The sequence below is a fragment of the Serratia bockelmannii genome, assembly GCF_051803255.1.
GTDB classification, from domain to species: domain Bacteria; phylum Pseudomonadota; class Gammaproteobacteria; order Enterobacterales; family Enterobacteriaceae; genus Serratia; species Serratia bockelmannii.
Window position 1 is genome coordinate 2,687,415 of sequence record NZ_CP196512.1, and the last position, 26,200, is coordinate 2,713,614.

The 26,200-nt window shown below is 59.4% G+C and carries 27 protein-coding genes; 10 read left to right on the forward strand and 17 right to left on the reverse strand.

Annotated features, from left to right (window positions below; translation table 11 throughout):
* The first annotated feature begins 14 nt into the window (after nucleotides 1–14).
* Nucleotides 15–443 (forward strand): heat shock protein HslJ, encoded by a 429-nt coding sequence (hslJ, locus tag ACSJLU_RS12835; protein ID WP_025302984.1) that lies wholly within the window; start codon nucleotides 15–17, stop codon nucleotides 441–443.
* 21 nt (nucleotides 444–464) lie between these two features.
* On the opposite strand, the gene ACSJLU_RS12840 is transcribed toward hslJ, so the two are convergent.
* Complete coding sequence (locus ACSJLU_RS12840; RefSeq protein ID WP_015377999.1) at nucleotides 465–719, reverse strand: DUF333 domain-containing protein; 255 nt, start codon at nucleotides 717–719, stop codon at nucleotides 465–467.
* 499 nt (nucleotides 720–1,218) lie between these two features.
* Entirely contained in the window at nucleotides 1,219–1,551 is a 333-nt protein-coding gene (ssmE, locus tag ACSJLU_RS12845) for a multidrug efflux SMR transporter SsmE (RefSeq protein ID WP_025302985.1), read from the reverse strand.
* A gap of 238 nt (nucleotides 1,552–1,789) precedes the next feature.
* Between ssmE and nifJ the strand changes: the two genes are divergently transcribed.
* Nucleotides 1,790–5,323 carry a pyruvate:ferredoxin (flavodoxin) oxidoreductase gene (gene nifJ, locus ACSJLU_RS12850; RefSeq protein WP_049296066.1) on the forward strand — a complete coding sequence of 1,178 codons (3,534 nt, stop codon included), beginning with the start codon at nucleotides 1,790–1,792 and terminating at the stop codon, nucleotides 5,321–5,323.
* Between the two features lie 86 nt (nucleotides 5,324–5,409).
* On the opposite strand, the gene ACSJLU_RS12855 is transcribed toward nifJ, so the two are convergent.
* Complete coding sequence (locus tag ACSJLU_RS12855; RefSeq protein WP_025302987.1) at nucleotides 5,410–5,724, reverse strand: hypothetical protein; 315 nt, start codon at nucleotides 5,722–5,724, stop codon at nucleotides 5,410–5,412.
* 294 nt (nucleotides 5,725–6,018) lie between these two features.
* On the opposite strand from ACSJLU_RS12855, the gene ttcA reads away from it, so the two are divergent.
* Together ttcA and ACSJLU_RS12865 are read left to right on the forward strand one after the other, a co-directional pair.
* Nucleotides 6,019–6,957 (forward strand): tRNA 2-thiocytidine(32) synthetase TtcA, encoded by a 939-nt coding sequence (gene ttcA / locus ACSJLU_RS12860; RefSeq protein WP_025302988.1) that lies wholly within the window; start codon nucleotides 6,019–6,021, stop codon nucleotides 6,955–6,957.
* Nucleotides 6,958–7,103: 146 nt separating this feature from the next.
* Entirely contained in the window at nucleotides 7,104–7,502 is a 399-nt protein-coding gene (locus ACSJLU_RS12865) for a VOC family protein (protein ID WP_025302989.1), read from the forward strand.
* Between the two features lie 218 nt (nucleotides 7,503–7,720).
* Here the strand turns inward: ACSJLU_RS12865 and zntB are convergent, their stop codons facing one another.
* A complete protein-coding gene (gene zntB / locus ACSJLU_RS12870) occupies nucleotides 7,721–8,704 on the reverse strand; it encodes a zinc transporter ZntB (protein WP_025302990.1) in 984 nt (327 codons plus the stop codon).
* Nucleotides 8,705–8,858: 154 nt separating this feature from the next.
* Here zntB and ACSJLU_RS12875 point away from each other — a divergent pair, with 154 nt between their 5' ends.
* The 3 genes from ACSJLU_RS12875 to ACSJLU_RS12885 all read left to right on the forward strand — a co-directional run bounded on the left by ACSJLU_RS12875 (nucleotide 8,859) and on the right by ACSJLU_RS12885 (nucleotide 11,046).
* Nucleotides 8,859–9,560, forward strand: a complete 702-nt coding sequence (locus ACSJLU_RS12875; RefSeq protein ID WP_049205467.1) for a hypothetical protein — start codon at nucleotides 8,859–8,861, stop codon at nucleotides 9,558–9,560.
* The gene (locus ACSJLU_RS12880) at nucleotides 9,512–10,603 is read left to right on the forward strand and encodes a hypothetical protein (RefSeq protein ID WP_380825146.1); all 1,092 of its coding nucleotides are present in this window, start codon (nucleotides 9,512–9,514) and stop codon (nucleotides 10,601–10,603) included. The genes ACSJLU_RS12875 and ACSJLU_RS12880 overlap by 49 nt, the downstream gene beginning before the upstream one ends.
* A gap of 194 nt (nucleotides 10,604–10,797) precedes the next feature.
* Entirely contained in the window at nucleotides 10,798–11,046 is a 249-nt protein-coding gene (locus ACSJLU_RS12885) for a hypothetical protein (protein ID WP_004930507.1), read from the forward strand.
* Nucleotides 11,047–11,206: 160 nt separating this feature from the next.
* On the opposite strand, the gene ACSJLU_RS12890 is transcribed toward ACSJLU_RS12885, so the two are convergent.
* Complete coding sequence (locus tag ACSJLU_RS12890; RefSeq protein ID WP_049205471.1) at nucleotides 11,207–12,841, reverse strand: peptide ABC transporter substrate-binding protein; 1,635 nt, start codon at nucleotides 12,839–12,841, stop codon at nucleotides 11,207–11,209.
* 158 nt (nucleotides 12,842–12,999) lie between these two features.
* The gene (locus ACSJLU_RS12895) at nucleotides 13,000–13,350 is read right to left on the reverse strand and encodes a hypothetical protein (protein WP_025302994.1); all 351 of its coding nucleotides are present in this window, start codon (nucleotides 13,348–13,350) and stop codon (nucleotides 13,000–13,002) included.
* Nucleotides 13,351–13,556: 206 nt separating this feature from the next.
* Between ACSJLU_RS12895 and mpaA the strand changes: the two genes are divergently transcribed.
* Nucleotides 13,557–14,264 (forward strand): murein tripeptide amidase MpaA, encoded by a 708-nt coding sequence (gene mpaA, locus ACSJLU_RS12900; protein WP_043143634.1) that lies wholly within the window; start codon nucleotides 13,557–13,559, stop codon nucleotides 14,262–14,264.
* Nucleotides 14,265–14,267: 3 nt separating this feature from the next.
* Here the strand turns inward: mpaA and ycjG are convergent, their stop codons facing one another.
* Nucleotides 14,268–15,242, reverse strand: coding sequence for an L-Ala-D/L-Glu epimerase (ycjG, locus tag ACSJLU_RS12905; RefSeq protein ID WP_043143636.1), 975 nt, complete (start codon nucleotides 15,240–15,242; stop codon nucleotides 14,268–14,270).
* Between the two features lie 225 nt (nucleotides 15,243–15,467).
* Between ycjG and tpx the strand changes: the two genes are divergently transcribed.
* Nucleotides 15,468–15,971, forward strand: coding sequence for a thiol peroxidase (gene tpx / locus ACSJLU_RS12910; RefSeq protein WP_004930536.1), 504 nt, complete (start codon nucleotides 15,468–15,470; stop codon nucleotides 15,969–15,971).
* 57 nt (nucleotides 15,972–16,028) lie between these two features.
* On the opposite strand, the gene tyrR is transcribed toward tpx, so the two are convergent.
* The 7 genes from tyrR to pspA form a co-directional block, all read right to left on the reverse strand.
* On the reverse strand, nucleotides 16,029–17,600 hold the full coding sequence (tyrR, locus tag ACSJLU_RS12915) for a transcriptional regulator TyrR (protein WP_025302997.1): 1,572 nt from the start codon (nucleotides 17,598–17,600) through the stop codon (nucleotides 16,029–16,031).
* A 313-nt stretch (nucleotides 17,601–17,913) separates the two neighbouring features.
* Complete coding sequence (locus ACSJLU_RS12920; protein ID WP_164099645.1) at nucleotides 17,914–18,975, reverse strand: YcjF family protein; 1,062 nt, start codon at nucleotides 18,973–18,975, stop codon at nucleotides 17,914–17,916.
* The gene (locus ACSJLU_RS12925; RefSeq protein WP_025302998.1) at nucleotides 18,972–20,369 is read right to left on the reverse strand and encodes a YcjX family protein; all 1,398 of its coding nucleotides are present in this window, start codon (nucleotides 20,367–20,369) and stop codon (nucleotides 18,972–18,974) included. The genes ACSJLU_RS12920 and ACSJLU_RS12925 overlap by 4 nt, the downstream gene beginning before the upstream one ends.
* Nucleotides 20,350–20,616 carry a phage shock protein PspD gene (pspD, locus tag ACSJLU_RS12930; RefSeq protein WP_025302999.1) on the reverse strand — a complete coding sequence of 89 codons (267 nt, stop codon included), beginning with the start codon at nucleotides 20,614–20,616 and terminating at the stop codon, nucleotides 20,350–20,352. The genes ACSJLU_RS12925 and pspD overlap by 20 nt, the downstream gene beginning before the upstream one ends.
* Before the next feature lie 96 nt (nucleotides 20,617–20,712).
* Nucleotides 20,713–21,072 carry an envelope stress response membrane protein PspC gene (gene pspC / locus ACSJLU_RS12935; protein WP_004930552.1) on the reverse strand — a complete coding sequence of 120 codons (360 nt, stop codon included), beginning with the start codon at nucleotides 21,070–21,072 and terminating at the stop codon, nucleotides 20,713–20,715.
* Nucleotides 21,072–21,299, reverse strand: a complete 228-nt coding sequence (gene pspB, locus ACSJLU_RS12940) for an envelope stress response membrane protein PspB (RefSeq protein ID WP_004930553.1) — start codon at nucleotides 21,297–21,299, stop codon at nucleotides 21,072–21,074. The genes pspC and pspB overlap by 1 nt, the downstream gene beginning before the upstream one ends.
* 63 nt (nucleotides 21,300–21,362) lie before the next feature.
* Nucleotides 21,363–22,028: a phage shock protein PspA gene (pspA, locus tag ACSJLU_RS12945; protein WP_025303000.1), complete on the reverse strand. Its 666-nt coding sequence runs from the start codon at nucleotides 22,026–22,028 to the stop codon at nucleotides 21,363–21,365.
* A gap of 184 nt (nucleotides 22,029–22,212) precedes the next feature.
* Between pspA and pspF the strand changes: the two genes are divergently transcribed.
* Complete coding sequence (gene pspF / locus ACSJLU_RS12950) at nucleotides 22,213–23,220, forward strand: phage shock protein operon transcriptional activator (RefSeq protein ID WP_025303001.1); 1,008 nt, start codon at nucleotides 22,213–22,215, stop codon at nucleotides 23,218–23,220.
* Between the two features lie 193 nt (nucleotides 23,221–23,413).
* On the opposite strand, the gene zigA is transcribed toward pspF, so the two are convergent.
* From zigA to folE2, 3 genes are read right to left on the reverse strand one after another with little or no spacing between them, the layout of a single operon-like run.
* Nucleotides 23,414–24,601 carry a zinc metallochaperone GTPase ZigA gene (zigA, locus tag ACSJLU_RS12955; protein WP_049205476.1) on the reverse strand — a complete coding sequence of 396 codons (1,188 nt, stop codon included), beginning with the start codon at nucleotides 24,599–24,601 and terminating at the stop codon, nucleotides 23,414–23,416.
* 10 nt (nucleotides 24,602–24,611) lie between these two features.
* Nucleotides 24,612–25,172, reverse strand: a complete 561-nt coding sequence (locus tag ACSJLU_RS12960; RefSeq protein ID WP_025303003.1) for a carbonate dehydratase — start codon at nucleotides 25,170–25,172, stop codon at nucleotides 24,612–24,614.
* Nucleotides 25,162–26,088: a GTP cyclohydrolase FolE2 gene (folE2, locus tag ACSJLU_RS12965; RefSeq protein WP_043143648.1), complete on the reverse strand. Its 927-nt coding sequence runs from the start codon at nucleotides 26,086–26,088 to the stop codon at nucleotides 25,162–25,164. Before folE2 ends, ACSJLU_RS12960 begins: the two co-directional genes overlap by 11 nt.
* Nucleotides 26,089–26,200: the final 112 nt, after the last annotated feature.

Genomic DNA, 26,200 nt, shown 5'->3' on the forward strand with positions numbered 1-26,200 from the left:
TTTGAGAGAACGCAATGAGAAAAACCACGGTGGCCGCCCTTGCGACGCTGGTCCTAGGGGGATGCAGCATGAAACCACAGTCTACCGTCACACCCGGCGATCTGTTGCATCACAACTTCGTGTTGCAGAGCGTAGATGGTGAAGCGGCACAATCACGAACGGATGGCGGCCTGCTCAATTTGGAATTTGGCGAGAACCTGCATGTCTCCGGCGCGATGTGCAACCGCTTCTTCGGCCAGGGGCAGTTACGCGACGGCGTGCTGACGGTAAAACCGTTGGCCTCGACGCGCAAGCTGTGCCCTGATGAGCAGCGCAACCGCTGGGATCAGGTGATCGGCACCGTGCTCGAAAACGGCGCCGACGTGATGCTGAACGCGCAGCAACTGACGCTCAACGGCAGCGGCCACACGCTGGTTTATACCCTGCGCGACTGGGTGTATTGATCCGGGCCTGTCGCTGCGGGCTTACCCGGCGCAGCTGCCCAGGCCCAGCGTGCGTTCTTCGCACTGCTTGCCATTCGGCATTTGGCACATGCGCAGCGCTTCACCGTTCAGGTTATGCGCGATGGTAGTAACGCCGCCGACCGCCGCGCAACCGGCGCTGGTCTGCAACGTATTGATTCTGGCACTGTTGCCCTGCTGTACTGGCTCTTCGTTATTGCTGCTGCAGGCGGCTAAAAGCAGCACGGCGCTGGCAAGCAACCATTTTGATGTCGTCATTATCCCACTCCTGAACCCGGAACTGCGCTGTGTAAAATCGCCATTGCTGATAACGCGCGTCACTTAGCGGACACGTTTCGCTATCTTTGATGCAAACTTGTTTAATCTAGCTCGATATATAAATAATGAAAATATATTCCAGCCATTATTTGTCATTTTTTTGCACCGGCCGGACATTTATTTTGTTTGCAGAATATTTCCGCCCCGGCGCGATACGCCAAACGTGACAGCGCCACCCTGTGCCTGGCCCCGGCCGCACGCAGAAAGTGATAACGTCACCGCTGCTGACGAAGAGATTTCTCCCGCGATATCGGTATTCATTATCTTCACGTGCTTTCAGTGAGACGACGCATTTTTTGCTACCGGAGAGGACGATATTTGCGTCTATGCTGGCGGCGCTAAGTAATTAGCATTCCACTATTTTCAGTGAATGATGGCTGAATTCTTCAACCGGCGCGACTTGCTGTCACGCCGGCCTTTTTTCACATTAAAATAACACTCAGTGCACCGAGGCTTTAGACAGTAAATTAATCACCAGCACGCCGGCAATAATTAATCCCATGCCGACAATCGCTGGCCAATCCAATTTTTGCTGGTAAACGAATACCGCGGCGATCGACACCAGCACGATGCCCATACCCGACCAAATCGCATACACGATGCCCAGCGGCATGCTCTTGACCACCATCGACAGCCCCCAAAAGGCCACGCCGTAACCCAGCACCACCAGCAGCGACGGCCACAGGCGGGTAAAGCCCTCGGAGGCTTTCAACATGGTGGTGGCGATCACTTCCGCGACTATCGCCATCGTCAAATACATAAATGCGCTCATGATTTTCTTCTGTCAGTTTGCCGATGCGCAATTATGACGCGCCGGAAATAAATTGTCTTTAAACGGTCAAAACAATTTATTGCCACTGCATCTCATTCGGCGAGGAAATACGCCATTGACGATTTATCACCCGCCACACAAACGCGATAAAGCCACGTTCAAACCCTCTGTTAGACTTTTTCCCATTACTGCGAAAGTGTGCTTTCGCGGCTTTGTGAGCAATGAAAAGGTAATGTCGATGATAACTACAGATGGTAATAACGCAGTCGCTTCCGTGGCCTATCGCACCAACGAAGTGATTGCCATCTACCCTATCACGCCAAGTTCCACCATGGCGGAGCAAGCAGACGCTTGGTCCGGCGATGGCCGGCAAAACATCTGGGGCGATACTCCGCGAGTGGTGGAAATGCAGTCTGAGGGCGGCGCGATCGCCACCGTGCACGGCGCCTTGCAAACCGGCGCACTGTCGACTTCGTTCACTTCATCGCAGGGTCTGCTGCTGATGATCCCGACGCTGTACAAGCTGGCCGGAGAGCTGACGCCGTTCGTGCTGCACGTCGCCGCCCGCACCGTAGCCACACACGCGCTGTCGATCTTCGGCGACCATTCGGACGTGATGGCGGTGCGCCAAACCGGCTGCGCCATGCTGTGCGCCAGCAACGTGCAGGAGGCGCAGGACTTCGCGCTGATCTCACAGACCGCCACTCTCAACGCGCGCGTGCCGTTTATCCACTTCTTCGACGGGTTCCGCACCTCGCACGAAATCAACAAGATCGTGCCGCTCAGCGACGATACGCTGCGGCAAATGCTGCCTCAGGCGGCGATCGACGCTCACCGCAGCCGGGCGCTGTCGCCCGATCATCCGGTGGTGCGCGGCACTTCCGCCAACCCGGACACCTATTTCCAGTCGCGCGAAGCCACCAACCCGTGGTATGACGCCACCGGCCAACACGTGATCGACGCCATGGCGGCCTTCGCCGCCCTCACCGGCCGCCACTATCGGCCGTTCGACTACTACGGCCACCCGCAGGCCGAGCGCGTGGTGGTGGTGATGGGATCCGCCGCCGGCACCTGCGAAGAGGTGATTGACACCCTGCTGGCCCGCGGCGAGAAAGTCGGCGTGCTGAAAGTCCGGTTGTTCCGGCCGTTCTCCGCCAAATACCTGCTCGGCGCGCTGCCGGACAGCGTGCGCAACGTCGCGGTGCTCGATCGCACCAAAGAACCGGGCGCGCTGGCCGAACCGCTGTATCTGGACGTGATGACCGCGCTGGCGGAGGCCTACAGCCGGGGTGAGCGCGCCACGCTGCCGCGGGTGATCGGCGGCCGTTACGGCCTGTCGTCGAAAGAGTTCGGCCCGGACTGTGCGCTGGCGGTGTTTCGCGAGCTGGCCCAGCCGCAGCCGCGCCCGCGCTTTACCGTCGGCATCTTCGATGATGTCACCGGGCTTTCACTGCCGCTGAGCGACGAAATCCTGCCGCAGCGCGCCTCGCTGGAAGCGCTGTTCTACGGTTTGGGCAGCGACGGTTCGGTCTCGGCCACCAAGAACAACATCAAAATCATCGGCAACGCCACGCCGCTGTATGCGCAGGGCTATTTCGTCTACGACTCCAAAAAGGCCGGCGGCCTGACGGTGTCGCATCTGCGCGTCAGCGAGCAGCCGATCAATTCGGCCTATCTGGTCAGCCAGGCGGATTTCGTCGGCTGCCACCAGCTGCAGTTTATCGATAAGTATCAGATGGTTGAACGTCTCAAACCCGGCGGTACCTTCCTGCTCAATACCCCTTACGGCGCCGACGAGGTCTGGTCACGCTTGCCGCAGGAGGTACAGGCGCTGCTGCATCAACGCCAGGCGCGTTTCTATATCATCAACGCCGCCAAGCTGGCGCGCGAATGCCGGCTCGGCGCGCGCATCAACACCGTAATGCAGATGGCGTTCTTCCACCTGACGCAGATCCTGCCGAGCGACGTGGCGCTGCAACAGCTGCAGGATGCCATCGCGCGCAGCTACAGCAACAAGGGCCAGGAGATCGTCGAGCGCAACTGGCAGGCGCTGGGCGCCACCCGTGGCGCACTGATTGAAATTCCACTGCAGCCGGTCGACGACAGCAGCCCGATGCGCCCACCGGTGGTCTCGGACGCCGCGCCGGACTTCGTCAAAACCGTTACCGCCGCGATGCTGGCCGGGCTGGGCGATGCGCTGCCGGTTTCCGCCTTCCCGCCGGACGGCACCTGGCCGGTGGGCACCACCCAGTGGGAAAAGCGCAACATCGCCGAAGAGATCCCGGTCTGGCAGCCCGATCTGTGCACCCAGTGCAACCACTGCGTCGCCGCCTGCCCGCACTCCGCCATTCGCGCCAAAGTGGTTCAGCCGTCGGAGATGGAACACGCCCCCGCTTCCCTGCAGTCTCTGGATGTCAAATCACGCGATATGCGCGGCCAGAAATACGTACTGCAAGTGGCGCCGGAAGATTGCACCGGCTGTAACCTGTGCGTCGAGGTCTGCCCGGCGAAAGATCGCCAGAACCCAGAGATCAAGGCCATCAACATGGCTTCGCGCCTCGATAATCTGACGGCGGAAAAAGACAACTACGACTTCTTCCTACAGCTGCCGGAAATCGATCCAGCGCAGCTGGAGCGCATCGACATTCGCACCTCGCAGCTGATCACGCCGCTGTTCGAATACTCCGGCGCCTGCTCCGGCTGCGGCGAAACGCCGTACATCAAGCTGCTGACCCAGCTCTATGGCGACCGTTTGCTGATCGCCAACGCCACCGGCTGTTCGTCGATCTACGGCGGCAACCTGCCGACCACGCCGTACACCACCAACGCCGAAGGGCGCGGGCCGGCGTGGGCCAACTCGCTGTTCGAAGACAACGCCGAATTCGGCCTGGGCTTCCGTCTGACGGTCGATCAACATCGCGCACGGGTGCTGCGCCTGCTGAATTCGCTGGCGACGCAGCTGCCGGAGCAGTTGGTCAATGCCCTGCAGATGGAAGATGTGGCGCCGGAGCCGCGCCGTAAGCAAATCGCCGAACTGCGCACGCTGCTGGCGAGTATTGAAGGTGAAGACGCACGCCAGCTGGCGGCCGACGCCGATTACCTGGTCGATAAATCCATCTGGCTGATCGGCGGGGACGGCTGGGCCTACGACATCGGCTTCGGCGGGTTGGATCACGTCCTCAGCCTGACGGAGAACGTCAACGTGCTGGTGCTCGACACCCAATGCTACTCCAACACCGGCGGCCAGCAGTCGAAAGCCACGCCGCTCGGCGCGGTGACCAAGTTCGGCGAGCACGGCAAGCGGAAGGCGCGCAAGGATCTGGGCGTCAGCATGATGATGTACGGCCATGTCTACGTCGCGCAGATCTCGCTGGGGGCGCAGCTTAACCAAACGGTGAAAGCGATTCAGGAGGCCGAGGCCTATCCGGGCCCGTCGCTGATCATCGCCTACAGCCCGTGCGAAGAACACGGCTACGATCTGGCGCTCAGCCACGATCAGATGAAACAGCTGACCGCCACCGGCTTCTGGCCGCTGTACCGCTTCGATCCGCGCCGTAGCGCCGAGGGCAAGGCCGCGTTAGCGTTGGATTCGCGGCCGCCAAACAGCAACCTGTCGGAAACGCTGCTGAAAGAACAGCGCTTCCGCCGCCTGAACGCGCAGCAGCCGGAGGTGGCCAGCGCGCTGTATCAGGCCGCCGAGAAAGAGCTGAAGGAGAAATACGATTTCCTCAGCCTGCTGGCCGGTAAGGCGGAAAAGTCCGCTGCTGAGTAACCTCCCTCAGGGCGCGAGCGATTCGCGCCCTGTTTTCACATACCGTTTGAATCAGCGGTGGGCCTCAATGCTCAGGGGTTTCACACTTAGCGAGCCGCACTTTTTTCTTTTATCCATTGGGCCATGACGCGTGCCGAGAACGGCTTATCCGTTTTAATCTCCGCTAAAGCGCAAACCTTGTCTTTGAACGTGGCGCCCAGCGAGAATAATTTCCCGTCATAATAACAATAAAGTGCATCTCCCTTATCCTTGCCATCAAGACGCTCTTTTTGCTCGCGCGGTACCAGTACCACGGTTTCGGTCGGTTCGCTCAGACCAACAGGTATCGTGTCAAACGCCAGTGCGTTTTCTGCGTAGGCAAAAAACGATGCGTAAAATCCAACAACAGCGATTCCTTTCATGCTCTCAGTGCCTCTCGAAGTAAGTTCTGTCTGAGATGAGACCTGCACCGCGAAACAACGTTCCCTCAAGGCCTTCGTTCAAATGACGGCGAAGGCTTTTAAGGGAAACCGATAAAGCGGCGAGCTGAAAAACCTGCTGGTATTCATCGCTACAATCCGTACCATACAGGCCTCGCGTCGGGCGCGTTGAAGCTGGATGATGAATAATGATCAAAATCGGCCGGTTGAATGGTAAACTCGCGGTCTACAACGCCATGCCCCTAGTGCCCCCTATTGAGAATGAGCACGATTTAAATGTCAGAAAAGCAATCCGTTAGCCAAAAAGAGCAGTACAACCTGAATAAATTGCAAAAGCGCCTGCGCCGCAACGTGGGCGAAGCGATCGCCGATTTCAATATGATTGAAGAAGGCGACCGTATCATGGTCTGCCTGTCCGGCGGTAAAGACAGCTACACCATGCTGGAGATCCTGCGCAACCTGCAGCAGAGCGCGCCGATCAACTTCTCGCTGATCGCGGTGAATCTCGATCAGAAACAGCCCGGCTTCCCTGAGCATATTTTGCCTGCCTACCTGGAAAGCCTGGGGGTGGAATACAAGATCGTCGAAGAGAACACCTACAGCATCGTCAAAGACAAGATCCCGGAAGGCAAAACCACCTGTTCACTGTGCTCGCGCCTGCGCCGCGGCATTCTGTACCGCACCGCCACCGAACTGGGTGCCACCAAGATCGCGCTGGGCCATCACCGTGACGACATTCTGCAGACGTTGTTCCTCAACATGTTCTACGGCGGCAAGATGAAAGGCATGCCGCCCAAACTGATGAGCGACGACGGCAAGCACGTGGTCATTCGCCCGCTGGCCTATTGCCGCGAGAAAGACATCGAGCGTTTCTCGATCGCCAAAGCGTTCCCGATCATTCCATGCAACCTGTGCGGCTCGCAGCCTAACCTGCAGCGCCAGGTGATCGGCGATATGCTGCGTGACTGGGACAAACGCTATCCTGGCCGGCTGGAAACCATGTTCAGCGCCATGCAAAACGTGGTGCCTTCGCACCTGAGCGATATCAATCTGTTCGATTTCAAGGGCATTCACCACGGGAGCGCCGTGGTAGACGGCGGCGATTTGGCCTTCGATCGCGAAGACATCCCGATGCAGCCGGTCGGCTGGCAGCCGGAAGACTCGGACGACGCGATACCTGCGCCAGAACGTTTGAACGTGCTGGAAATCAAATAAGCCCCCTCGCCGCTTGCCATCCTGCGAGCGGCGACATTTCCCTTTCTCGACGATCTCGATCCTGTTCACAGTTTGCGCAAAATTTACTGGGCAGTGCCGTTTTTACCCTATACTGTTTATTTATACAGTCATATGGAGATCGCGCAATGAATATTACCCCCTGCCTGTCCCACATCTCGCTGGGCTCCAACGATTTCGAGGCCGCCGCCGCCTTTTACGATCGTGCGCTGGCCGCCTTGGGATGCCGACGGGTGCTGGAGCATCCCGGCGCCATCGGTTACGGCCGCGACTACCCGGAGTTTTGGCTGCAGGTGCCGATCGACGGCCGCCCGGCCTCACCCGGCAACGGTACGCACGTCGGTTTTTTCGCCACCAGTAAGCAACAGGTGGATGAATTCCATCGCCAGGCGCTGCTGGCCGGTGCCGTCGATGAAGGCGCGCCCGGTTCGCGGCCGCATTACGGTGAGGCTTACTACGGCTGCTTTGTCCGGGATTTGGATGGGCACAAGATTGAAGCCAGCTTCTGGGATGAAAGCGCGGCCTGAAGAAGAAGGGAAGCCGAATAAAAAAATGCCGGTGATTAAACCGGCATTGTACGAATCAAATGTGCTATGCAGTAATTCAAAAATAAGAAAGTAAGACAATTATGGAGCGCAACGCCCATCGCTTGACGTTGCATTCACCTGCGAGAGAGATCATGCCCCATTTCCCCCGGCTAAATGTTGATTTTGCTCAATGTTAACCGGGTTTTCGTCATTTTCACCTACAGCCAGCGGCTGCGCTTCAGCCACCAGGCGACGCCAAGCACCAACCCGACCAACATCAGGCAAAATGCCGCGAAACCGAAGGGGTTACCGCCGCCCGGTATGCCGCCAAGGTTGACGCCAAACAGCCCGGTCAGGAAGGTGGTAGGTAAAAAGACCATCGCTAACAATGACATGGTGTAAGTGCGGCGGTTCATCGCGTCGGCCATCACCGTGGTGATTTCGTCGGACAAGATAGCGGTGCGCGCGATGCTACCGTCCAGATCGTCCAACCCGCGCCCCAGGCGATCGGCGATGTCCTGCATGCGGCGGCGATCGTCGTCGCTCATCCACGGCAGGCGGTCGCTGGCCAGCCGTGCGAAAACGTCACGCTGCGGCGCCATGTAACGGCGCAGCACGATAAGCTGTTTACGGATCAACGCCAGCTGACCACGCTCCGGCACCTGCTGTTCCAGCAAGGCGTCCTCCAGATCGATAATCTTGTCGTGCAGATCCTCAATGAATTCGCTGGTGTGATCGGTCAACGCATCGGAAATCTCCACCAGCCAGTTGCCGCTGTTGGTCGGCCCGGCGCCGCTTTGCAAATCGTTCACCACCTGATCGATGGAATACACCTTGCGGTGCCGCGTGGAGATAATCAGTTTATCGGTGATGTACACACGGATGGTGACCAACTGGTCCGGCCGTGAGTTGGCGTTGAAGTTGATGCTGCGCAGGGTGATCATGGTGCCTTCGCCCTGGCGGCTGACGCGTGGCCGAGAGCTTTCGCCGGAGAGCGCTTCGCGCACCGAGTCCGGCAGCAGCGGCGTGGTGCTCAGCCATTCGGCGCTGGCCGGGTGCGCGTAATCAAGATGCAGCCAGCACGGCGCGTCGCAGGTGATCTTGTCATCTTGCTCGATCGGCGTGACGCCGCCCTTGCCGTCCAGCTGGTAGGCGTAAACCGCATCGGCGATCTGCAGCTCGCTCCCCTCAATCACATCCATTCATTTATCCCCTCAGTCTTACTTATGTTGCTGAGTCTAGCCTTAACGCCTTGGAGATCAAAGGCCAAGCTGTAACGCCAGTTTTCACGCCAGGTGAAAAACGTGCTCTATACTTCTGGCCTTAGGGAACACATCGCAACGACAGGAAGCCCCCATGTTTGAGATCAGCGCCGCAGATATTCTCAAAGTCAGTTTGACCGTTATCACCCTGTTTATCGCCGTTGTTAAAACGCCATTTCGTATTCGGCGGGAAAACCATGACAAGCTGCTCAAGCTACTCGAATCCGTCGAGAAGCCCCACAGTGAGCGCATGCAGCTCTTGCTGTTTAGGGATTACATCGGTAGCAAAACTGTCGGGCTTGAGGAGTTGCAGCAATTGCTGGCACTGCCGGACGGCGTAACGGCGCTGGAGCGCTACAGACCTACTGGCGGCCGACAGCAGATCCTGCGCACCACGTCCGAGGGTTTCGTTTTGCAACGACGCGCCAACAGTGCGTTAAAACGCTCGCTGCTTTCCTGTCGCTATCTGTTGAAATACCTGCTATTCGTCACTCTGTTGGTGCTAATGCCTGTGCTGGCGCAATGGGGCTTGCGGCAGCTTGGCGTGCTGGTTATCGCGCCGTCGCTGGTGTTTATGTCCGGTGCGCGCATCACCGACGGCTGGCAGCTGCTGTTCCCCGGCTTTATATTTATTATCATCATGCTCAGTCTGACATACTTAATCTTCAGGCAACTGGCGCTGGCGGGTAACCTCAGTTCGGAACGCGCCTTTTATCGCTACTATCAACGAGCGCGTGAGGAACAACGATGCCGGGAAGTCCTGAGACAACTGCGCACTGCGCTGCGCCGAACCTGACGAGGATGCGCCGCCTGCGCTACATCGCAATGGCCGCCCTGCTGCTGTTCGGCCAATCGGTTCGTGCAGAGCCGGTATTAGAACGCCTCGCCACGCCCTATCACGCGCCGACGGCGGCGGGTTCACTGCCTTATTTTGTCGCTCACGCTCACTCCCGCCAGCCGCGCACCGCACTGGTGGTGATGCACGGCCGCCCGCGCGATGTCGCCAAGACGTTGCAAGCGGCGATCGATGCCGCGCAGGAAGCGGGAGACAATGGCTTATTGGTCGCCCCGCTGTTCCAGGTGCCGGAGAAACTTGCCGTTCATTGCCATTCCGCCGGGCTCCCGTCACCGCAAGACGGCGATGCCCTGTGGCGCTGCGGCTCCTGGATCGCAGGCGATTTGGATAATAGCGGGAAAACCGGTTCGTTCAACGCCCTGGATAACCTGCTGGCCGATCTGAAACGGCGCTGGCCATCGCTGCAGTCGATAACCGTGGCCGGTTTTTCCGCCGGCGCCCAGTTCGTGCAGCACTATGTCGGCTTTGCCCATCCGCCAAACGGGGTGCGTCTGCGCTATGTGGTGGCCGATCCCGGCAGCTGGCTCTACTTTGAGAATCTGCGTCCTCAGCCCACAAGCTGGGGAAGCTGCGGCAGTGAAAAAACCTGTCGATTCCGTTGGCAAACGGTGAATGGCGGCCAGTGCCCACAGGCTAACCAGTGGAAATACGGTCTGGAAGCGCTTCCCGCTCATCTGCAACGCACCGCAGACACGGCACGCCGGCGTTACGCCGCCGCCGATATCACCTATCTGGCCGCCGCCGAGGATACCGGCACCACGCCGGGCGCCTACTATCGGATACTCGACAAATCCTGCGCCGCCCAGCTGCAGGGCCCCTATCGATTGCAGCGCGCCCTGGCCTATGCCGACTACGATCGGCGTTACCTGGCGCCGAAGAAGCCGCATCGGTTAACGATCGTTCCCGGCTGCGGGCACAACGGCGCCTGCGTCTTTCCCGCCCCGGCGGCCAGGCAGGCGCTTTTCCCGATTAATGCAGACTAATAATAACGGTAATGAAATAAACCATTGCCGATAAATCGGGCAATATCGCCGATAAAGCACTGGTAATGCCGTTATTATTATGACTTAACATATTGCTATCACTTTTAATTCAAAATGATAATAATAAATCAACATAAAGCTGTTTCAGCGCAAATTTTAGGGGCATATACTTTTCTCACTACGAGGAGGTAGTTATGTTACGCGACCATTTAAAAATAAACGCCAGCGATACGCTGGAAAAAATCAGCAATATCCATTTGCAAAACCAGGGGCAGGAAGAGATCAGTGAATTCGTGGTAAAAAACGCCGCTGGCCTGCAGATTGGCAAGGTCTCCGTCCACGATCGTTTCAGCACTCGCCGCTCTTATCCCACCAGCTATCGCATCACCCAAACCGACATGAGCGGCCGTGTGGTGGTGGATGCCATGCGGGACTGTCTATAAGCGTAACCGCTCTCTGAAATAGCAAAAAAATAATGTGATGATGGCAACCCTGTTTATTATTAAACGGGGTTTATCGCGTGGATAAATTAATTACCTTCTTCATTTAACCGTCAATAAAAATAAATCCCCCGCGTTATGCGGGGGTGAAAAATAAGCCCAATCAGTGTTTGATAATATACATCGTTTGGCTATAGGCCACGTCTTCCGGATTGGTGATCGGGTAGCCTTTTACCCACGGTTTGATCAGGCGGCCGTTGGTGTACTGGTAAATCGGCGCGATCGGTGCCTGATCGGCAATGATTTGCTCCATCTTGTTGTAATCGGCGGTCACCGCCGCCGGGTTGGTTTCCCGCCCCGCCTGCGCCAGCAGCTTGTCGTAGTCCGCGTTCTTGAACTTGGCAATGTTGCCGCTGTGGGTAGAGGTCAACAGCGACAGGAAGGTCGACGCCTCGTTATAGTCACCTACCCAGGAGGCGCGGATCACGTCGAAATTACCGGTATTACGGCTGTCGATATAGGTTTTCCACTCCTGGTTTTGCAGCTTGACGTCAATGCCGAGCTTTTTCTTCCACATTGAAGCCACGGCGATGGCGATCTTCTGGTGGCTTTCCGAGGTGTTATACAACAGCGTCAGCTTCAGCGGGTTGTTCGGGCCGTAACCGGCCGCCTGCAACAACGCCTTGGCCTGCGCATCCAGCTCCGCCTGCGATTGCTGTTGCAGCAAACTCGCCTCCGGTTTGAACCCGGCAGTCACGTCCGGCGTGAAGTGATAGGCCGGTTTTTCGCCGGTGCCCAGCACTTTTTCCGCGATAATCTTGCGATCGATGGCGTAGGACAAGGCCTGGCGCACCCGCACGTCGTTGGTCGGCGCGCGCTGGGTGTTGAACGCGTAGTAATAGGTGCCGAGCTGATCCGGCGTGTACACCTGCCCCGGAATATCTTTCAGCAGCTTCTGATACATGTTTTTCGGGAAGGATTCGGTGATGTCAATATCGCCCGCCAGGTAACGCTTGGTGGCGTTGGATTCCTGATTGATCGGCACGAAGGTCACTTTGGTCAGCACGGTTTGCGCATGATCCCAGTAATGATCGTTAGGCGTCAGCACCAGCTTCTCGTTCACCACCCGCTCTTGCAGTTTGAACGCGCCGTTGCCCACCAGATTGCCGACCTTGGTCCAGTCGTTGCCGTATTTTTCCACCACCGCCTTATTCACCGGGAACAGGCTGAAGTTAGCCGTCAGGCTGACGAAGTACGGCACCGGCTTGTCCAGCTGTACTTTAAGCGTATAGTCGTCCGGCGCCGACACACCCAAGCGATCGGCCGGCAGTTTGCCGCTGATGATCTGCTCGGCGTTCTGGATCCCCGCTAACTGCGCGAACCAGGCAAACGGCGACAGGTTTTTCGGTTCGACCAGCCGCTGCCAGCTGTAGACGAAATCCTTCGCCGTGACAGGGTCACCGTTTGACCACCGCGCATCTTTGCGCAGATGGAAAATATAAGTCTGGTTATCGCTGGTCTGCCAGCGCGTGGCGACGCCGGGGATCACTTTCCCATTGGCGTCCTGATTGACCAGCCCTTCGAACAGGTCGCGCGCCAGCTGGGCCTCCGGCAGGCCTACCGCTTTAATCGGATCGAGCGAGGCCGGTTCGTCTTTAATGTGGCGCACGATTTCCTGTTTGGCCGCCAACGCGGTGCCCGGGGGAACCTGCGCCGCCATAGCGCTGCTCATACAGGCGCCGATCGCCGCCGCGCAAAGCGCCAAACGAAAACCCCGTTGCATTTTTCTTCCCGTCATTATGATTTACCCCCGTTAACCATCTGAATTTTTTATCATATAGCACAAGATCCGTCCGGCCTAGCGCTCACGGCCGAGAAGTTGCAAAAAGTGCGATTCAGGCAATAAAAAACCCGTGCGGCGCAGGGCGGCACGGGCGGTGTTTGCAGCGGCGACCGTCAGTCGTACAGGTGGATGCTGTTGATGCGGTAGCTGAACTCTTCACCCTCTTCTTCATCGAACACGGTGAAAAAGCCTTTCTCGGCCAGCGGACGGGCCGAGATATCGGTTTTTTGCAGCTGGCGCGCGTCGGCGTCGTCGTAGCCGTAGTCGAGGTAGAAGACATCTTTTTGGTAATCGATATGCAGGGTGAACGGATAGTTCGATTCGTCCCCGCGCCCGTCGTCATTTTTCACCACGCCGAACCATTCCCCCTGACGGATCTGGTTTTCAGCATCCACGCCGCACAGCAGCGTGATGGTGTCATTTTCATTTTCGCTATAGCTGGCGATGATTCTGGCTACTGGCATGTTAAATCCTCTTGCGGGTGATTGGCTTAGCTCTGCCGTTAGTATAACAACAGCGTCAGGCCAGGTGCGGTTTAATTGGCGTTTTCACCGCCGCGGCGTCACAGATTGCGCAAACGTCGCACAATTGCGATGGGAAAGATGCCTCAAAGCGTAATACACTGAATAAAATGACAATGACTCTCGACCTTTAATCCAGGGACAACACCATGACCGAACATCGACCACGCAGTGAACGTGGCCAGTTGGCCATCGCAGGAGAGAACTACGGCAGCTCGCTGCTGGGCGCGCCGCTGCTCTATTTCCCGGCGGCGATCAGCGGCCCGGAGACCGGGCTTATCATCGCCGGCACCCACGGCGATGAGAGCGCCGCCATCGTGACCCTGTCTTGCGCGCTGCGCAGCATCGCCCCCGAACGACTGCGTCACCACGTGGTGCTGGCGGTCAACCCCGACGGCTGTCAGCTGGGGCTGCGCGCCAATGCCAACGGCGTCGATCTGAATCGCAACTTCCCGGCCGCCAACTGGCGCTCCGGCGATACCGTCTACCGCTGGAACAGCGCGGCGCCGGTGCGCGACGTCAAGCTCTCCACCGGTGGGCGCCCCGGTTCCGAACCGGAAACCCAGGCGCTGTGTCATCTGATCCATCGTCTGAAGCCGCACTGGGTGGTGTCGTTCCACGAACCGCTGGCCTGCATCGAAGATCCCGCCAGCTCGCGGCTCGGCGTTTGGCTGTCGCACAAGTTCGAACTGCCGCTGGTGACCAGCGTCGGCTATGAAACGCCCGGTTCGTTCGGCAGCTGGTGCGCAGATCTGTCGCTACCGTGCATCACCGCCGAATTCCCGCCGATCTCCGCCGATGCCGCCAGCGAGCGCTACATCGACGCGATGATCGAGCTGCTGACCTACCCGAATTAATCCCTACGGGGCGATATCGACGATCGCCCCGCATTCGAACGCCAGACCCGGTTCGACGTCCCGCGCCAGCCAGGTCGGGCCGTCCAGATCGACGAAGCGCGCCGCCGGCGCCAGCGGCAAGGCGGCGGATATCGCCCGTGACGTGCACAACATGCAGCCGAGCATGATGGCGAACCCTTGTTCGCGCGCGGCCTGCGCCAGCGCCAGCGCCTCGGTCAAGCCGCCGGTTTTGTCCAGTTTGATATTGACCATCTGATAGCGTTGCGCCAGCCGCGGCAGATCGGCACGGGTGTGGCAGCTCTCATCGGCGCAGATCGGCAGCGGATGGATAAAGTGCTCCAACGCAGCGTCGTCACCGGCCGGCAGCGGCTGCTCCAGCATCGCCACGCCGAGATCGGCCAGTAGCTGGCAGCGCGCCGCCAGCCCTTCCGCCTGCCAGGACTCATTGGCGTCGACGATCAGCGTCGCCTGCGGTACCGCGGCGCGGATCGCTACCAATCGTTCGCTGATATAGTGATCGTCGAGTTTGATCTTCAGCAGCGTGGCGCCCTGCTGCTCCAGTTCACGCGCGGCGAAGGCCATCGCTTCCGGCGTGCCGATGCTGACGGTCTGCGCCATACGGATATGCGCCGGGGCCGTCACACCGCTGCGCTGCCACAGGCTCTGCCCGTGCAGGCGACACTCCAGATCCCACAGCGCCGAATCCAGCGCGTTGCGGGCGGCGCCCGCCGGCATCTGCACCAGCAGCTGTTCGCGGGTCATGCCTTGTGCGATCGCCGGCGCCATCTCTGCCAGCTGTGCCATCACCGATTCCTCGCTCTCGCCGTAACGCGGGTACGGCGTACATTCACCGGTGCCGCGCACGCCCTGCTGTTCGATTTCGACCACCACCACCCGGGCTTCGGTGCGGCTGCCGCGCGCAATCACGAAGGCAGTATGCAGCGGCCAGGCTTCCGGGTAAAAACGCATGTCTCTCATAACGGCTCCTGAGCGAAAACTGCGCATTCAGCCAGGCTGATGCGCCGGTGATGTTTTATAGAACAGCCTAATATATACAACTATTTAGCAAACTTTGATATCCAATCCGCCCCGGTTGTCATAAACTGGCGCCAGGGTGTGAACCTGATGTTAAATGCCGTTGCCGGCGCGCCGTTTCATCAGGTTCATACCCTTTGTATAAACACCTGTAAAAGGAATCTAGCAATGACTCAGACAGTACATTTTCAAGGCAATCCGGTCAGCGTAGCAGGCAAACTGCCACAGCAGGGCGAACAGGCCAAGGCCTTCTCGCTGGTTGCCAAAGACCTGTCAGACGTGGCGCTGAGCAGCTTCGCGGGTAAACGCAAAGTCCTGAACATCTTCCCAAGCATCGATACCGGCGTCTGCGCGACGTCGGTGCGTAAATTCAACCAGCTGGCCAGCGGCCTGGATAACACCGTGGTGCTGTGCATCTCCGCCGATCTGCCGTTCGCGCAGTCTCGCTTCTGCGGCGCGGAAGGCCTGAGCAACGTGGTTACCCTGTCTACCCTGCGCGGCGCCGAGTTCAAGCAGGCGTACGGCGTCGAAATCGCCGAAGGCCCGTTGGCAGGCCTGACCGCGCGTGCGGTCGTGGTGCTGGATGGCCAGGACAACGTGCTGTACAGCGAGCTGGTGAACGAAATCACCACCGAGCCTGACTACGACGCGGCGCTGGCTGCGCTGAAATAACAAAGCCGGCGAACGCCGGCTTTGGATACCCATTAAAGGCGCCGCAAGGCGCCTTTCTTATTCTTCGCCCTCAGCGCCGCCTTTGCGGCTGCTCAGGCCATACTCGCGCAGCTTGTTGGCGATGGCGGTATGGGAAACGCCCAGCCGCTTCGCCAGCTTGCGGGTGCTGGGATAGGTGCGATACAGGCGCGTCAGCACCGAGCGTTCGAAACGCTTGCTGATGTCGTCCAGCGAACCGTCCAGCACCTCGTCGCCCAGCGACATCTCCACCTCAAACTCCGGCAACACGATATCCTGTGGCCGCAGTTCGTAGCCTTCGGTTTGCGTCAGCGCGCGGTAGATAGCGTTTTTCAGCTGACGCACGTTGCCCGGCCAGCCGTACTTGCTGAGGAAGCCGCCCAGATCGTTCGCCAGCTTGGGCCGCGCCACGCCCTGCTCATCGGCGAAACGCGCCACGAACAGCTCGGTCAACGGCATGATGTCCTGCGGACGTTCGCGCAGCGGCGGGATGGTGATGGTCAGTACGTTGAGGCGATAATAGAGATCTTCGCGGAATTCGCCGCGCTGCACCAGCTCGGTAAGGTTTTTCTGGGTGGCGCAGATCACGCGCACGTCGACGTGCACCTCATGCTCTTCGCCAACGCGGCGGAACGTGCCGTCGTTGAGAAAACGCAGCAGCTTGGTCTGCATACGCGGCGACATTTCGCCGATCTCATCCAGCAGCACCGAACCGCCGTTGGCCTGCTCGAAGAAGCCCTTCTTGCCTTCCAGCGCGTTGGGATAAGCGCCCGGCGCATGGCCGAACAGTTCGCTCTCCACCACGTCATCCGGCAGCGCGGCGCAGTTCAGCGCCAGGAACGGCTGTTTGCCACGCGGGCTGCGCAAATGGCAGGCGCGGGCCAGAATATCCTTGCCGGTACCGGTATCGCCGACGATCAGCAGCGGCGCATCGAGCATCGCCAGCTTGCGCGCCTGCTCCAGCACGTGACGCATCTTGGCGCTCACCGCCACGATGTGGTCGAATTCGGTATCGTCGTTCACCGACAGATTTTGCAGTTGGCGGCCCATACGCGCGGTGGACTTCAGCATCACCACCGCGCCGACCGCGGCCGCCTGCTGCTGTTCGTCTTCCAGATAGATAGGCGTGATGTCCATCAGGAAGTCCTGGCTGCGGATCACCACCCGCTCGGCGTGCGGCGCCGTATGCTCGCTCTCCAGCCAACGGCTGAAGTTATAGCCGCCGATCAGCGCCCCGGCGGTCTGGTTGCGGATCTTGTCTTCGTTCAGGCTGAACAGCGCCTGCGCCGCCGGGTTGGCCAGCTCGACCTTGCCCTTCATGTCGATAGAGAACACCGGTTCCGGCATCGATTCCAGCAGCGCACGCAGCGCGCGATGTTCGCGTTCGGAAGGCATAAAGCTGACGGTGCGCACGTCTGTCACGCCGGCGATGCGGCGGATCTCCGCCATCAGCGCGCGGAAAGTATCGAAATCCAGCTGGGAGAAATTGAGGTAAATGCGGCCGATGGGATCGATTTCGATGCCACGTAAGTCAATGCTGCGCGATACCAAAAGATCGAGTAATTCTCGAGTGAGACCGAGGCGGTCTTCGCAAAATACTTCCAAACGCATCAGTGTTGGCCTTATCTCTGCAGGTGCGGGGATCGTTGACGATGATGATACTCCCTCGCACCGGGCGGTAGAAGCGATCTGTCAGCAAAAGTTGACAGAACTCTGATTTATTGCCGTGGTTGCTGATTTTAAACGCAAGCGGATAACAGTATCGGCGTCATTTTAGCCTACAAACAGAGAGTTATCACAACCAGAATTAATTTTGCAGAGATTTATCACGCAATCACAGGGGGATCGACTGTCGTCAAGTCTCGATTACGTCCGGCGTCGGTGCCGTTGAGAAAACGGCGCTCCTGGGAGCGCCGTCGCGGGGTTATTTGGCCTTGCCGTCGCTCTTTTTCAGCGTGTCTTTCAACTGGCCGATCAGCTGGCTGCGGAAATCGCCAAGCTTCGGTTTTTCCCCTTCCAGCCACGGCAGCGGGCGACACAGCTCCATCGCCTTGATGCCCAACCGCGCGGTCAACAACCCCGCGCCGATGCCCTGCGCCGCGCGCGCCGACAGCCGCGCCGCCAGATCCTGCGACATCCAGTCCATGCCCACTTCACGCACCAGTTCAGAGGCGCCGGCGAAGGCGATGTTGAGCAGCACCAGCCGGAACAGACGAATGCGGCTGAAGTAACCCAGTTCGATGCCGTACAGCGCCGCGATGCGGTTAATCAAACGGATGTTGCGCCAGGCGATAAACGCCATATCCACCAGCGCCAACGGGCTGACGGCAATCATCAGCGTCGATTCGGCGGCGGAGCGGCTGATTTCGCGCCGCGCCTGGTTGTCGAGCACTGGCTGTACCAGCTTGGCGTACAGCTCCACCACTTCACGGTCATTTTGGGTTTCATGCAACGAGGCCTGCCAGCGCTGCAACGCCGGATGCCCCTGATCCAGCCCGGCCTGACGCGCCAGCTTCTCGCAGAATTCGCGCCCTTGCCCCAGCCCGTGGCTGTGCAACAGCTCGCGCGCCACGTCGCGCTCTTCCGCGCGCTGGCGCAGCCGATACAAACGCCGCCATTCGGTGACCACCGAACCGACGCCGGCGAACACGATCAGGCCGCCGGCCACGCCGCCGCCCATGGCGATCCAGTCCTGTTGCACCCAAGCGGTATGCACCCACAGCACGCCCTGCGCCACCACGCTGACGCCGAACAGCGCCAGCCCGGCAGTGACCATTTTGCGCCACAGGCTGCGTTTAGGTTTCAGCGCGGCGTTGATGATGCCTTCGGCGCGCCCTTCTTCCTCTTCCTGCTGCAGTTCCGGCGCCGCCGGGAAAAAGCTTTCTGCCTGTTCGGCATCGAAAGCGACGCCGGCGCGCAACGCCGGCTCCTGCGGCGGCTGCAGCGGCTCGTCAAAATCGATACGCGGTTTGATCGGCTCGCTCATCGCAATTTGTCTCCCAATAAAAACTCCATCACCGCATCCAGACGGATATGCGGCAACGGGCTGTCCACGCTCATGGCGCGCGGACGAAACTCATCGAAGTGGAACCCCTGGTTCTGCCAGAACGCCGGTCCCGGCAGGCGGGCGGGCACTTCGCCGGGGAACACCGTCAGCGGCGCGCCGTCGCTCAGGCGGTTGCCCTTCAATGCCGGAATGCGTTGCCCCTGGTGATCGACGATGCCGCTCTCGGTCGCCTGCACCGAGGCCAGGCCGACGCAATCCATGCTAATGCCCTCGAACGCCGCGTTCTGCCACGCCTCTTGCACCAGCTGCTGCAGCAATGACACCAGATTGGCGTGCTGATCGGCGGTGATATGGTCCGCCTTGGTGGCGGCGAACATCAGTTTGTCGATGGTCGGCGAGAACAAGCGGCGAAACAGCGTGCGCTTGCCGTAATGGAAGCTCTGCATCAGTTGGGTCAACGCCAGGCGCATGTCGTTGAACGCCTGCGGGCCGCTGTTGAGCGGCTGCAGGCAGTCAACCAGCACGATTTGACGATCGAAACGAACGAAGTGTTCTTTGTAGAAGTTTTTGACGATCGACTGGCAGTAGTAGTTGAAGCGAGCGCGCAACATGCCGATGTTGGTGTGTTTGTCGGCCTGCGCCAGCTTCGATTCGCCGATCGCGGCCACGTCGGGCCACGGGAAAAACTGCAGCGCCGGCGCGCCGGCCATGTCGCCCGGCAGCACGAAACGCCCCGGCTGAATGAAGTGCAGCCCTTCGCTTTTGCAGCGCAACAGATAATCGGTGTAGGCCTGGGCGATCGCCGCCAGCCGGTTTTCGTCGGCCGGGGCCAGCGGATCGCAGGCCTTGCACAGTTCAAGCCAGGGCTTGGCCCATTCGGCGCGTTCGCCCTGCAGCAGCCCGGTCATCTGGCGCGACCAGGCCAGGTAATCCTGTTCGAGCATCGGCAGATCCAGCAACCATTCGCCCGGATAATCGACGATCTCCAGGTACAGCGTGGAGGTGTCTTTGAAGTGCCGCAGCAGCGAATCGTTGGAGCGGTAACGCAGCGCCAGCCGGATTTCGCTGACCCCGCGCGTCGGCGTCGGCCAGGCCGGCGGCGTGCCGTACAGCTGCGCCAGCCCTTCGTCATAGGTGAAACGCTGGATGCCGAGATCGCGTTGCGGGATGCGTTTGACGCCCAGCAGGCGCTCTTCGCGCACCGGTGAAAACAGCGGCATGCGCGCGCCGCTGTGCACATGCAGCAGTTGGTTGACGAAGGCGGTGATAAAGGCGGTTTTGCCGCTGCGACTCAGGCCGGTCACCGCCAGGCGCAGATGGCGATCCATTCCGCGGTTGACCAGCGAGGTTAACTCATTTTGCAGTCGTTTCATTGCTCTCCTTGACGTAACGCCCGAATGCCTTGTTCAGGCCTTTACGGAACAGCGGTTCCAACACCAGCGCCAGCACGACGCGCACCGGTTTACGGCCGACGGTTTTCAGCAGCCAGCCGGCGGCGCCCGCCGGGCCATAGTTCAATAACGCTATGATGATGACTTTAGCCAATGTCTTCAACATTGCCGCCGCTCCTCGTTTAAATCCACCCGTTCTGGCGGTGTTTGCAACATCGATTTTATTCATGACAATGCCCTCCGGCACAAGAGATTAAGGTTACATTCAACGGGATAACGGCGGCGAAGATGCCCGGCCTGCGCAGGCCGGGTATCGCAAGAAGGGTTACAGCTTGCGGAAACGGCTCTGTACGCCGAAGGTATCGGACGTCACGTAGCGCTCGACCTGACGCAGCTGCTGCTCGCCGCTGCCCAACTCATACTCCAGCTGATCGAGCAGCTGGCGCGGCGTCTTCTGATGCTCGCCTTCGAAACGGCTGGCCGGCGCTTCATCCAACACGAACACCAGCGCGATATAGGCCACCAGCGTGAAGAAGAACAGCCCGAAGAACAGCGACAGCACCACCATCACGCGGATCAGTCGCACCGGTACGTCGAAATAGTGCGCCAAACCGGCGCAGACGCCTTTCACCATGCCTTCTTCGGGAACGCGATAAAGCTTTTTACTGCCCAGCGTCGTGCTCATCAGGACTGTCTCCAGTTCGGGTGTTCCGCATCGAGGATCTCTTCCAGCGCCTGAATGCGTTCACGCATGCGTTTGGCATCTTCCGCCAGCTGCGCCAGGCGCTGCATTTCTTGCTGACTCAGCTGTATGCCGGTCTGTTGCCGATTGCTGTAATGCAGCCAAAGCCAAATCGGCGCGACAAACAGCACGAAAATTGTCAGCGGAATGGCAAGTAATAAAGCACTCATTGTTGTTCCTTCTTATCGGATCCTGGATAGGCGGCCACCTCCGGCGTGTGGCCGCGGCTCGCCTTACTCGGAGCGGTTCATTTTGGCTTTCAGCGCCGCCAGCTGCTCACTGATGGCGTCGTCGGCTTTCAGCTCGGCAAACTCCTGGTCCAGCGACTTCTTTTTACCAATGCTGATGCTTTCCGCTTCGGCTTCCATATGGTCGATGCGACGTTCGAACTGTTCGAAACGCGCCATCGCCTCATCCAGCTTGCCGCTGTCGAGCTGGCGGCGCACGTCACGAGAAGAAGATGCGGCCTGATGACGCAGCGCCAACGCCTGCTGCCGCGCACGGGTTTCGGTCAGCTTGTTTTCCAGCTCGCCGATTTCGCTCTTCATGCGCGCCAGCGTTTCTTCTACGGTCGCCACTTCCTGCGTCAGCGTAGCGATCAGATCGGCCACTTTTTGTTTTTCGATCAGCGCCGCACGGGCCAAGTCTTCTTTATCTTTGCGCAGCGCCAGTTCGGCTTTTTCCTGCCAGTCACTGACCTGGTTTTCACCCTGCTCGATGCGACGCAGCAGCTGCTTTTTCTCCGCCAGCGCACGCGCCGACGTAGAGCGAACTTCAACCAGCGTGTCTTCCATCTCTTGGATCATCAACCGCACCAGCTTCTGCGGATCTTCCGCCTTGTCCAGCAGGGTGTTGATGTTGGCGTTCACGATGTCGGCAAAACGAGAAAAAATACCCATAATTCACTTCCTCTTGGTTCTGATGGCGTCTGAAGCGCCGCGTTAAGTCGTACAGCTTGCCCAAAGAGACAATCAAAACCCGTGCCAACTTTTATTTCATTGAAAAACAACAACTCTTTATTTTTGACTCTCTGCGCGCTTGCTGTAGAGTGATTATTTTCACCAAACATTGGCGAATTTCATCATGAACGAACAGCCAGAGAATTTGTTGGGCGAAGCAAACGCCTTTGTCGAAGTCTTGGAGCAAGTCTCCCAGGTGGCAAAGCTGAACAAGCCGGTGCTGGTGATCGGCGAACGCGGCACCGGCAAGGAGTTGATCGCCCACCGTCTGCACTACCTCTCCAACCGTTGGCAAGGGCCGTTCATCTCGCTTAACTGCGCGGCGCTGAATGAAAACCTGCTGGATTCCGAACTGTTCGGCCACGAGGCCGGCGCGTTTACCGGCGCCCAAAAGCGCCATCTGGGCCGCTTCGAACGCGCCGACGGCGGTACGCTGTTCCTCGATGAGCTGGCGACCGCACCGATGCTGGTGCAGGAGAAATTGCTGCGGGTGATCGAATACGGCCAGCTGGAACGCGTGGGCGGCAGCCAGCCGCTGCGGGTGGATGTGCGCCTGGTGTGCGCCACCAACGACGATCTGCCGGCGCTGGCGGCGGCGGGCAAATTCCGCGCCGATCTGCTAGATCGGCTGGCGTTCGACGTGGTGCAACTGCCGCCACTGCGCCAACGGCGGCCCGATATCATGCTGTTGGCCGAGCATTTCGCCATTCAAATGTGCCGCGAGCTGGCGCTGCCGCTGTTTCCCGGCTTTACCGAACGTGCCAGGCAAACGTTGCTCGAGTATGGCTGGCCGGGCAACGTGCGCGAACTGAAAAACGTGGTGGAGCGTTCAGTCTATCGTCACGGCGACAGCGACAGCCCGCTGGATGAGATCGTCATCAACCCCTTTGCGCCACGCGAGGCCACGCCGGTCGCGCCCATTCCTGAAGACGCCGGCGCGTTACCGCCGCTGCCGTTGGATTTGAAACTCTGGCAGCTGGAGCAGGAGAAGGCATTGATCGAAGCGGCGCTGCAGCAAGGGCGGTTCAATCAGCGCAAGGCGGCGCAGCTGCTGGGGCTCACCTATCATCAGCTGCGCGGTATGCTGAAAAAGCATGCGCTGCTGCAAAACGGCGAAGCGGACGAGGAATAACAGGCAAAAAAAAAGCCAGCACCCGAGCTGGCTTAAAAAACACTGGAAGCAATGTGAGCAATGTCGTGCCTTCCACATCAGAGCCGCAAACTGTGGCCTTCCGTGAACTGCCAGGCGATGATAATAGTTATCAGTATCGTCTGTAAAGCACTTTGTTGAGAATTTTTCTCATTTCCACACGAAGATTGCGCAATTACCACTCAGGGAACGGGTCTGCCATGTCCAGCCAATAGTCCACGCCGGCGGCCATTTCATCGTCGCTCAACAGGCAGTCGTCCAGCAGACGCACGATCGTCGCCTGCTGCAAATGCTGCCCGATAAACACCAGCTCCTGGCGCATGTCGCCGAACGGTTCCACCCATTTCTCCTGAATATGCGCCCGCGTTTCGGGATCCTGTGGCCAGTTGTCTTGCGGGATGGCGCGCCAAAAGGTGCCCGCGAGGCCATAATGGGCGATGCCGCCCGCCTGGCTCCACTGCCCGGCCTGCCGCGGCCGCGTCGCCAGCCAGAAGAAGCCTTTCGACCGCAGCAGCTTGCCGCCGCCCCAGTCGCCGTTGATCACGCGGTAGAACTTGTCCGGCGCAAACGGCCGCCGCGCCTGATAGACAAAGCTGCTGATGCCGTAGCTTTCCGTTTCCGGCACATGTTCACCGCGCAGCTCCTTCAGCCAGCCGGGCGCCTGCTGAGCCTTTTCAAAGCTGAAGCTGCCGGTATTCAGCACCGCCTCCAGCGGCAGTTTGCCCGGCGCAATCGGCACAATGTGGGCGTCGGGATTCAGGCTGGCCAGCAGCGCCATCACTTCGCCCTGCTGGGTTGGCGTCAACAGATCGGTTTTGCTGACCAGGATCACGTCGCAGAATTCGATCTGCTCAATCAACAGGTCCGCCACGCTGCGCAGATCGTCCTCGCCCAGGCTTTGACCGGCCTCCTGAAGGCTTTGCGCCTGCTGATATTGCTGGATGAAATTCACCCCGTCGACCACCGTCACCAGGGTATCCAGCCGGGCGAACTGCGACAGGCTTTCCCCTTCTTCATCCTCGAAAGTAAAGGTTTCCGCCACCGGCAGCGGTTCGGAGATGCCGCTCGATTCGATCAGCAGATAATCGAAGCGCCCGTCCTGCGCCAGCTCGCGCACCGACACCAGCAGGTCTTCGCGCAGCGTACAGCAGATGCAGCCGTTGCTCATCTCCACCAGCTTTTCCTGCTGGCGATCGAGGTGCACTTCATTCTCCACCAGCGCGGCGTCGATATTCACCTCGCTCATGTCGTTGACGATCACCGCCACGCGCATGCCCTGCCGGTTGTTCAGGATGTGGTTCAGCACCGTGGTCTTGCCGGCGCCGAGAAAGCCGGAAAGCACGGTCACGGGAAGTTGTTTCATGAGAGCCTCACTAAAATTCATTGCGTAATGCCTGGTAACCGCGCACCAGCTCGACGTTGGTGGCGGCCACTTCTTCCGAAAACTGCAGCGCGCCGCGGTCGACCTGGCGATAGCGCGACAGGTCGCTGTCCGGCCCCACGCGTTCGGTCGAGGGGATATAGCGGTTTTCCGGCAGCGTCACGCCATCCACCACCGCGTTATAACGCACCACGCAGCCGGACTGGATGTGGCAGTTGAACAGCACGCTGTTGAAACCGATAAACACCCGATCGTCGATGCGACACGGGCCGTGAACGATGGCGCGGTGGGCGATAGAGCTGTAACGGCCAATGGTGACCGCCGCCCCGCTCTTGGAATGGATCACCACACCGTCCTGAATATTGGAGTGCGAGCCGATGACGATAGGTTCCATGTCGCCGGCGGCGTTCAACTCGTCGGCGCGAATTACCGCATACGGCCCGACGTAGACGAAATCTTCGACGATCACCCGGCCGCAAATAATGGCGGTGGGATCGATGTAGGCCAGCGGCGAGACCTGCGGCAGATGGCCGCTGGGATTTTTACGCAGCATGGTGTTCTCCCCGCCAGCTCAGCTCCGCCACCGCATTGTGGGCATGCAGGCTCTCCTGATGCTCGACGCGCAGCGAAAAAGCGCGGTAGTCGCACTGGCTGCGCAGCATGCCATACAGACGGCGCGCCGCGTCCTCGCAAAACATCAGGTTCTGACCGTTGGCTAATGCGAAGGCCTGCTCGTCGCGGCGTTTCACCAGCGTTTGTACCGGCGTGCCCAGCGCGTGTTCGATGCGGTCAATCAGTTTCACCGGTTCGAACGCCCGTTCATTCTCGGGCGTCACGGTGATCCAGGCCCAGCTGCGTTGGCTGTGGGGCGTGGCCGGCATACCTTGCTCCAGCAGCCACTCGCTCACCTGGCGTTGGCTGACCCGCTCTGCCGCCTGTTCAAAATCAAACTGAAACTGTTGCTGCGCCAGCTGACGGCTAAGCGCCGCCGAACTCGGGCAGGTAGAGGAATAAGGCACGCCGACGGTCAGCGCCAGCGTCAGCGTGTCTGCCAGGGTGGCCTCGATGCGCAGCGGGTAAGCCTTCCAGCCACGCTGTGGCGACAGCAGCGCCGGACGTGACAGCAACAGCTCGCCGCTGATCGACAAGCTGGCGCGATCGCTGTGTTCTGGCTGCGAATCCAGAAAGGCCTGCAGCGTCCGGCCGATGCGCTGCGCCGTCAGCTCGCCCTGCGTCAATTCGTCCAGCGCCAGATACAGCCGCGACATGTGAATACCGCGTTCGCCCGCCGCTTCGGCGCGCAGGTTGATGCCGGCGTCGACCTTCGCCATCAATGGCTTGCCAGCCAGTTCCAGCGGCAGCGCGATCCCTTGCATCCCGACCCAATCGAGCCCGACATCACTCATTTCGCCGCGCCATGCCTGAGCGTCCGGCAGCGAACGGCGTGGTGGAAGTGCAACTTCGTTCATACATCCCCTTGCGTTATTGTGACTTTGCCGGGGAACGGTAACACGGTTTTGTTATATTATAACATAACATGAAAAACTTTTTTCTTGCCGCTGAACGGCCTGATTAATCAAG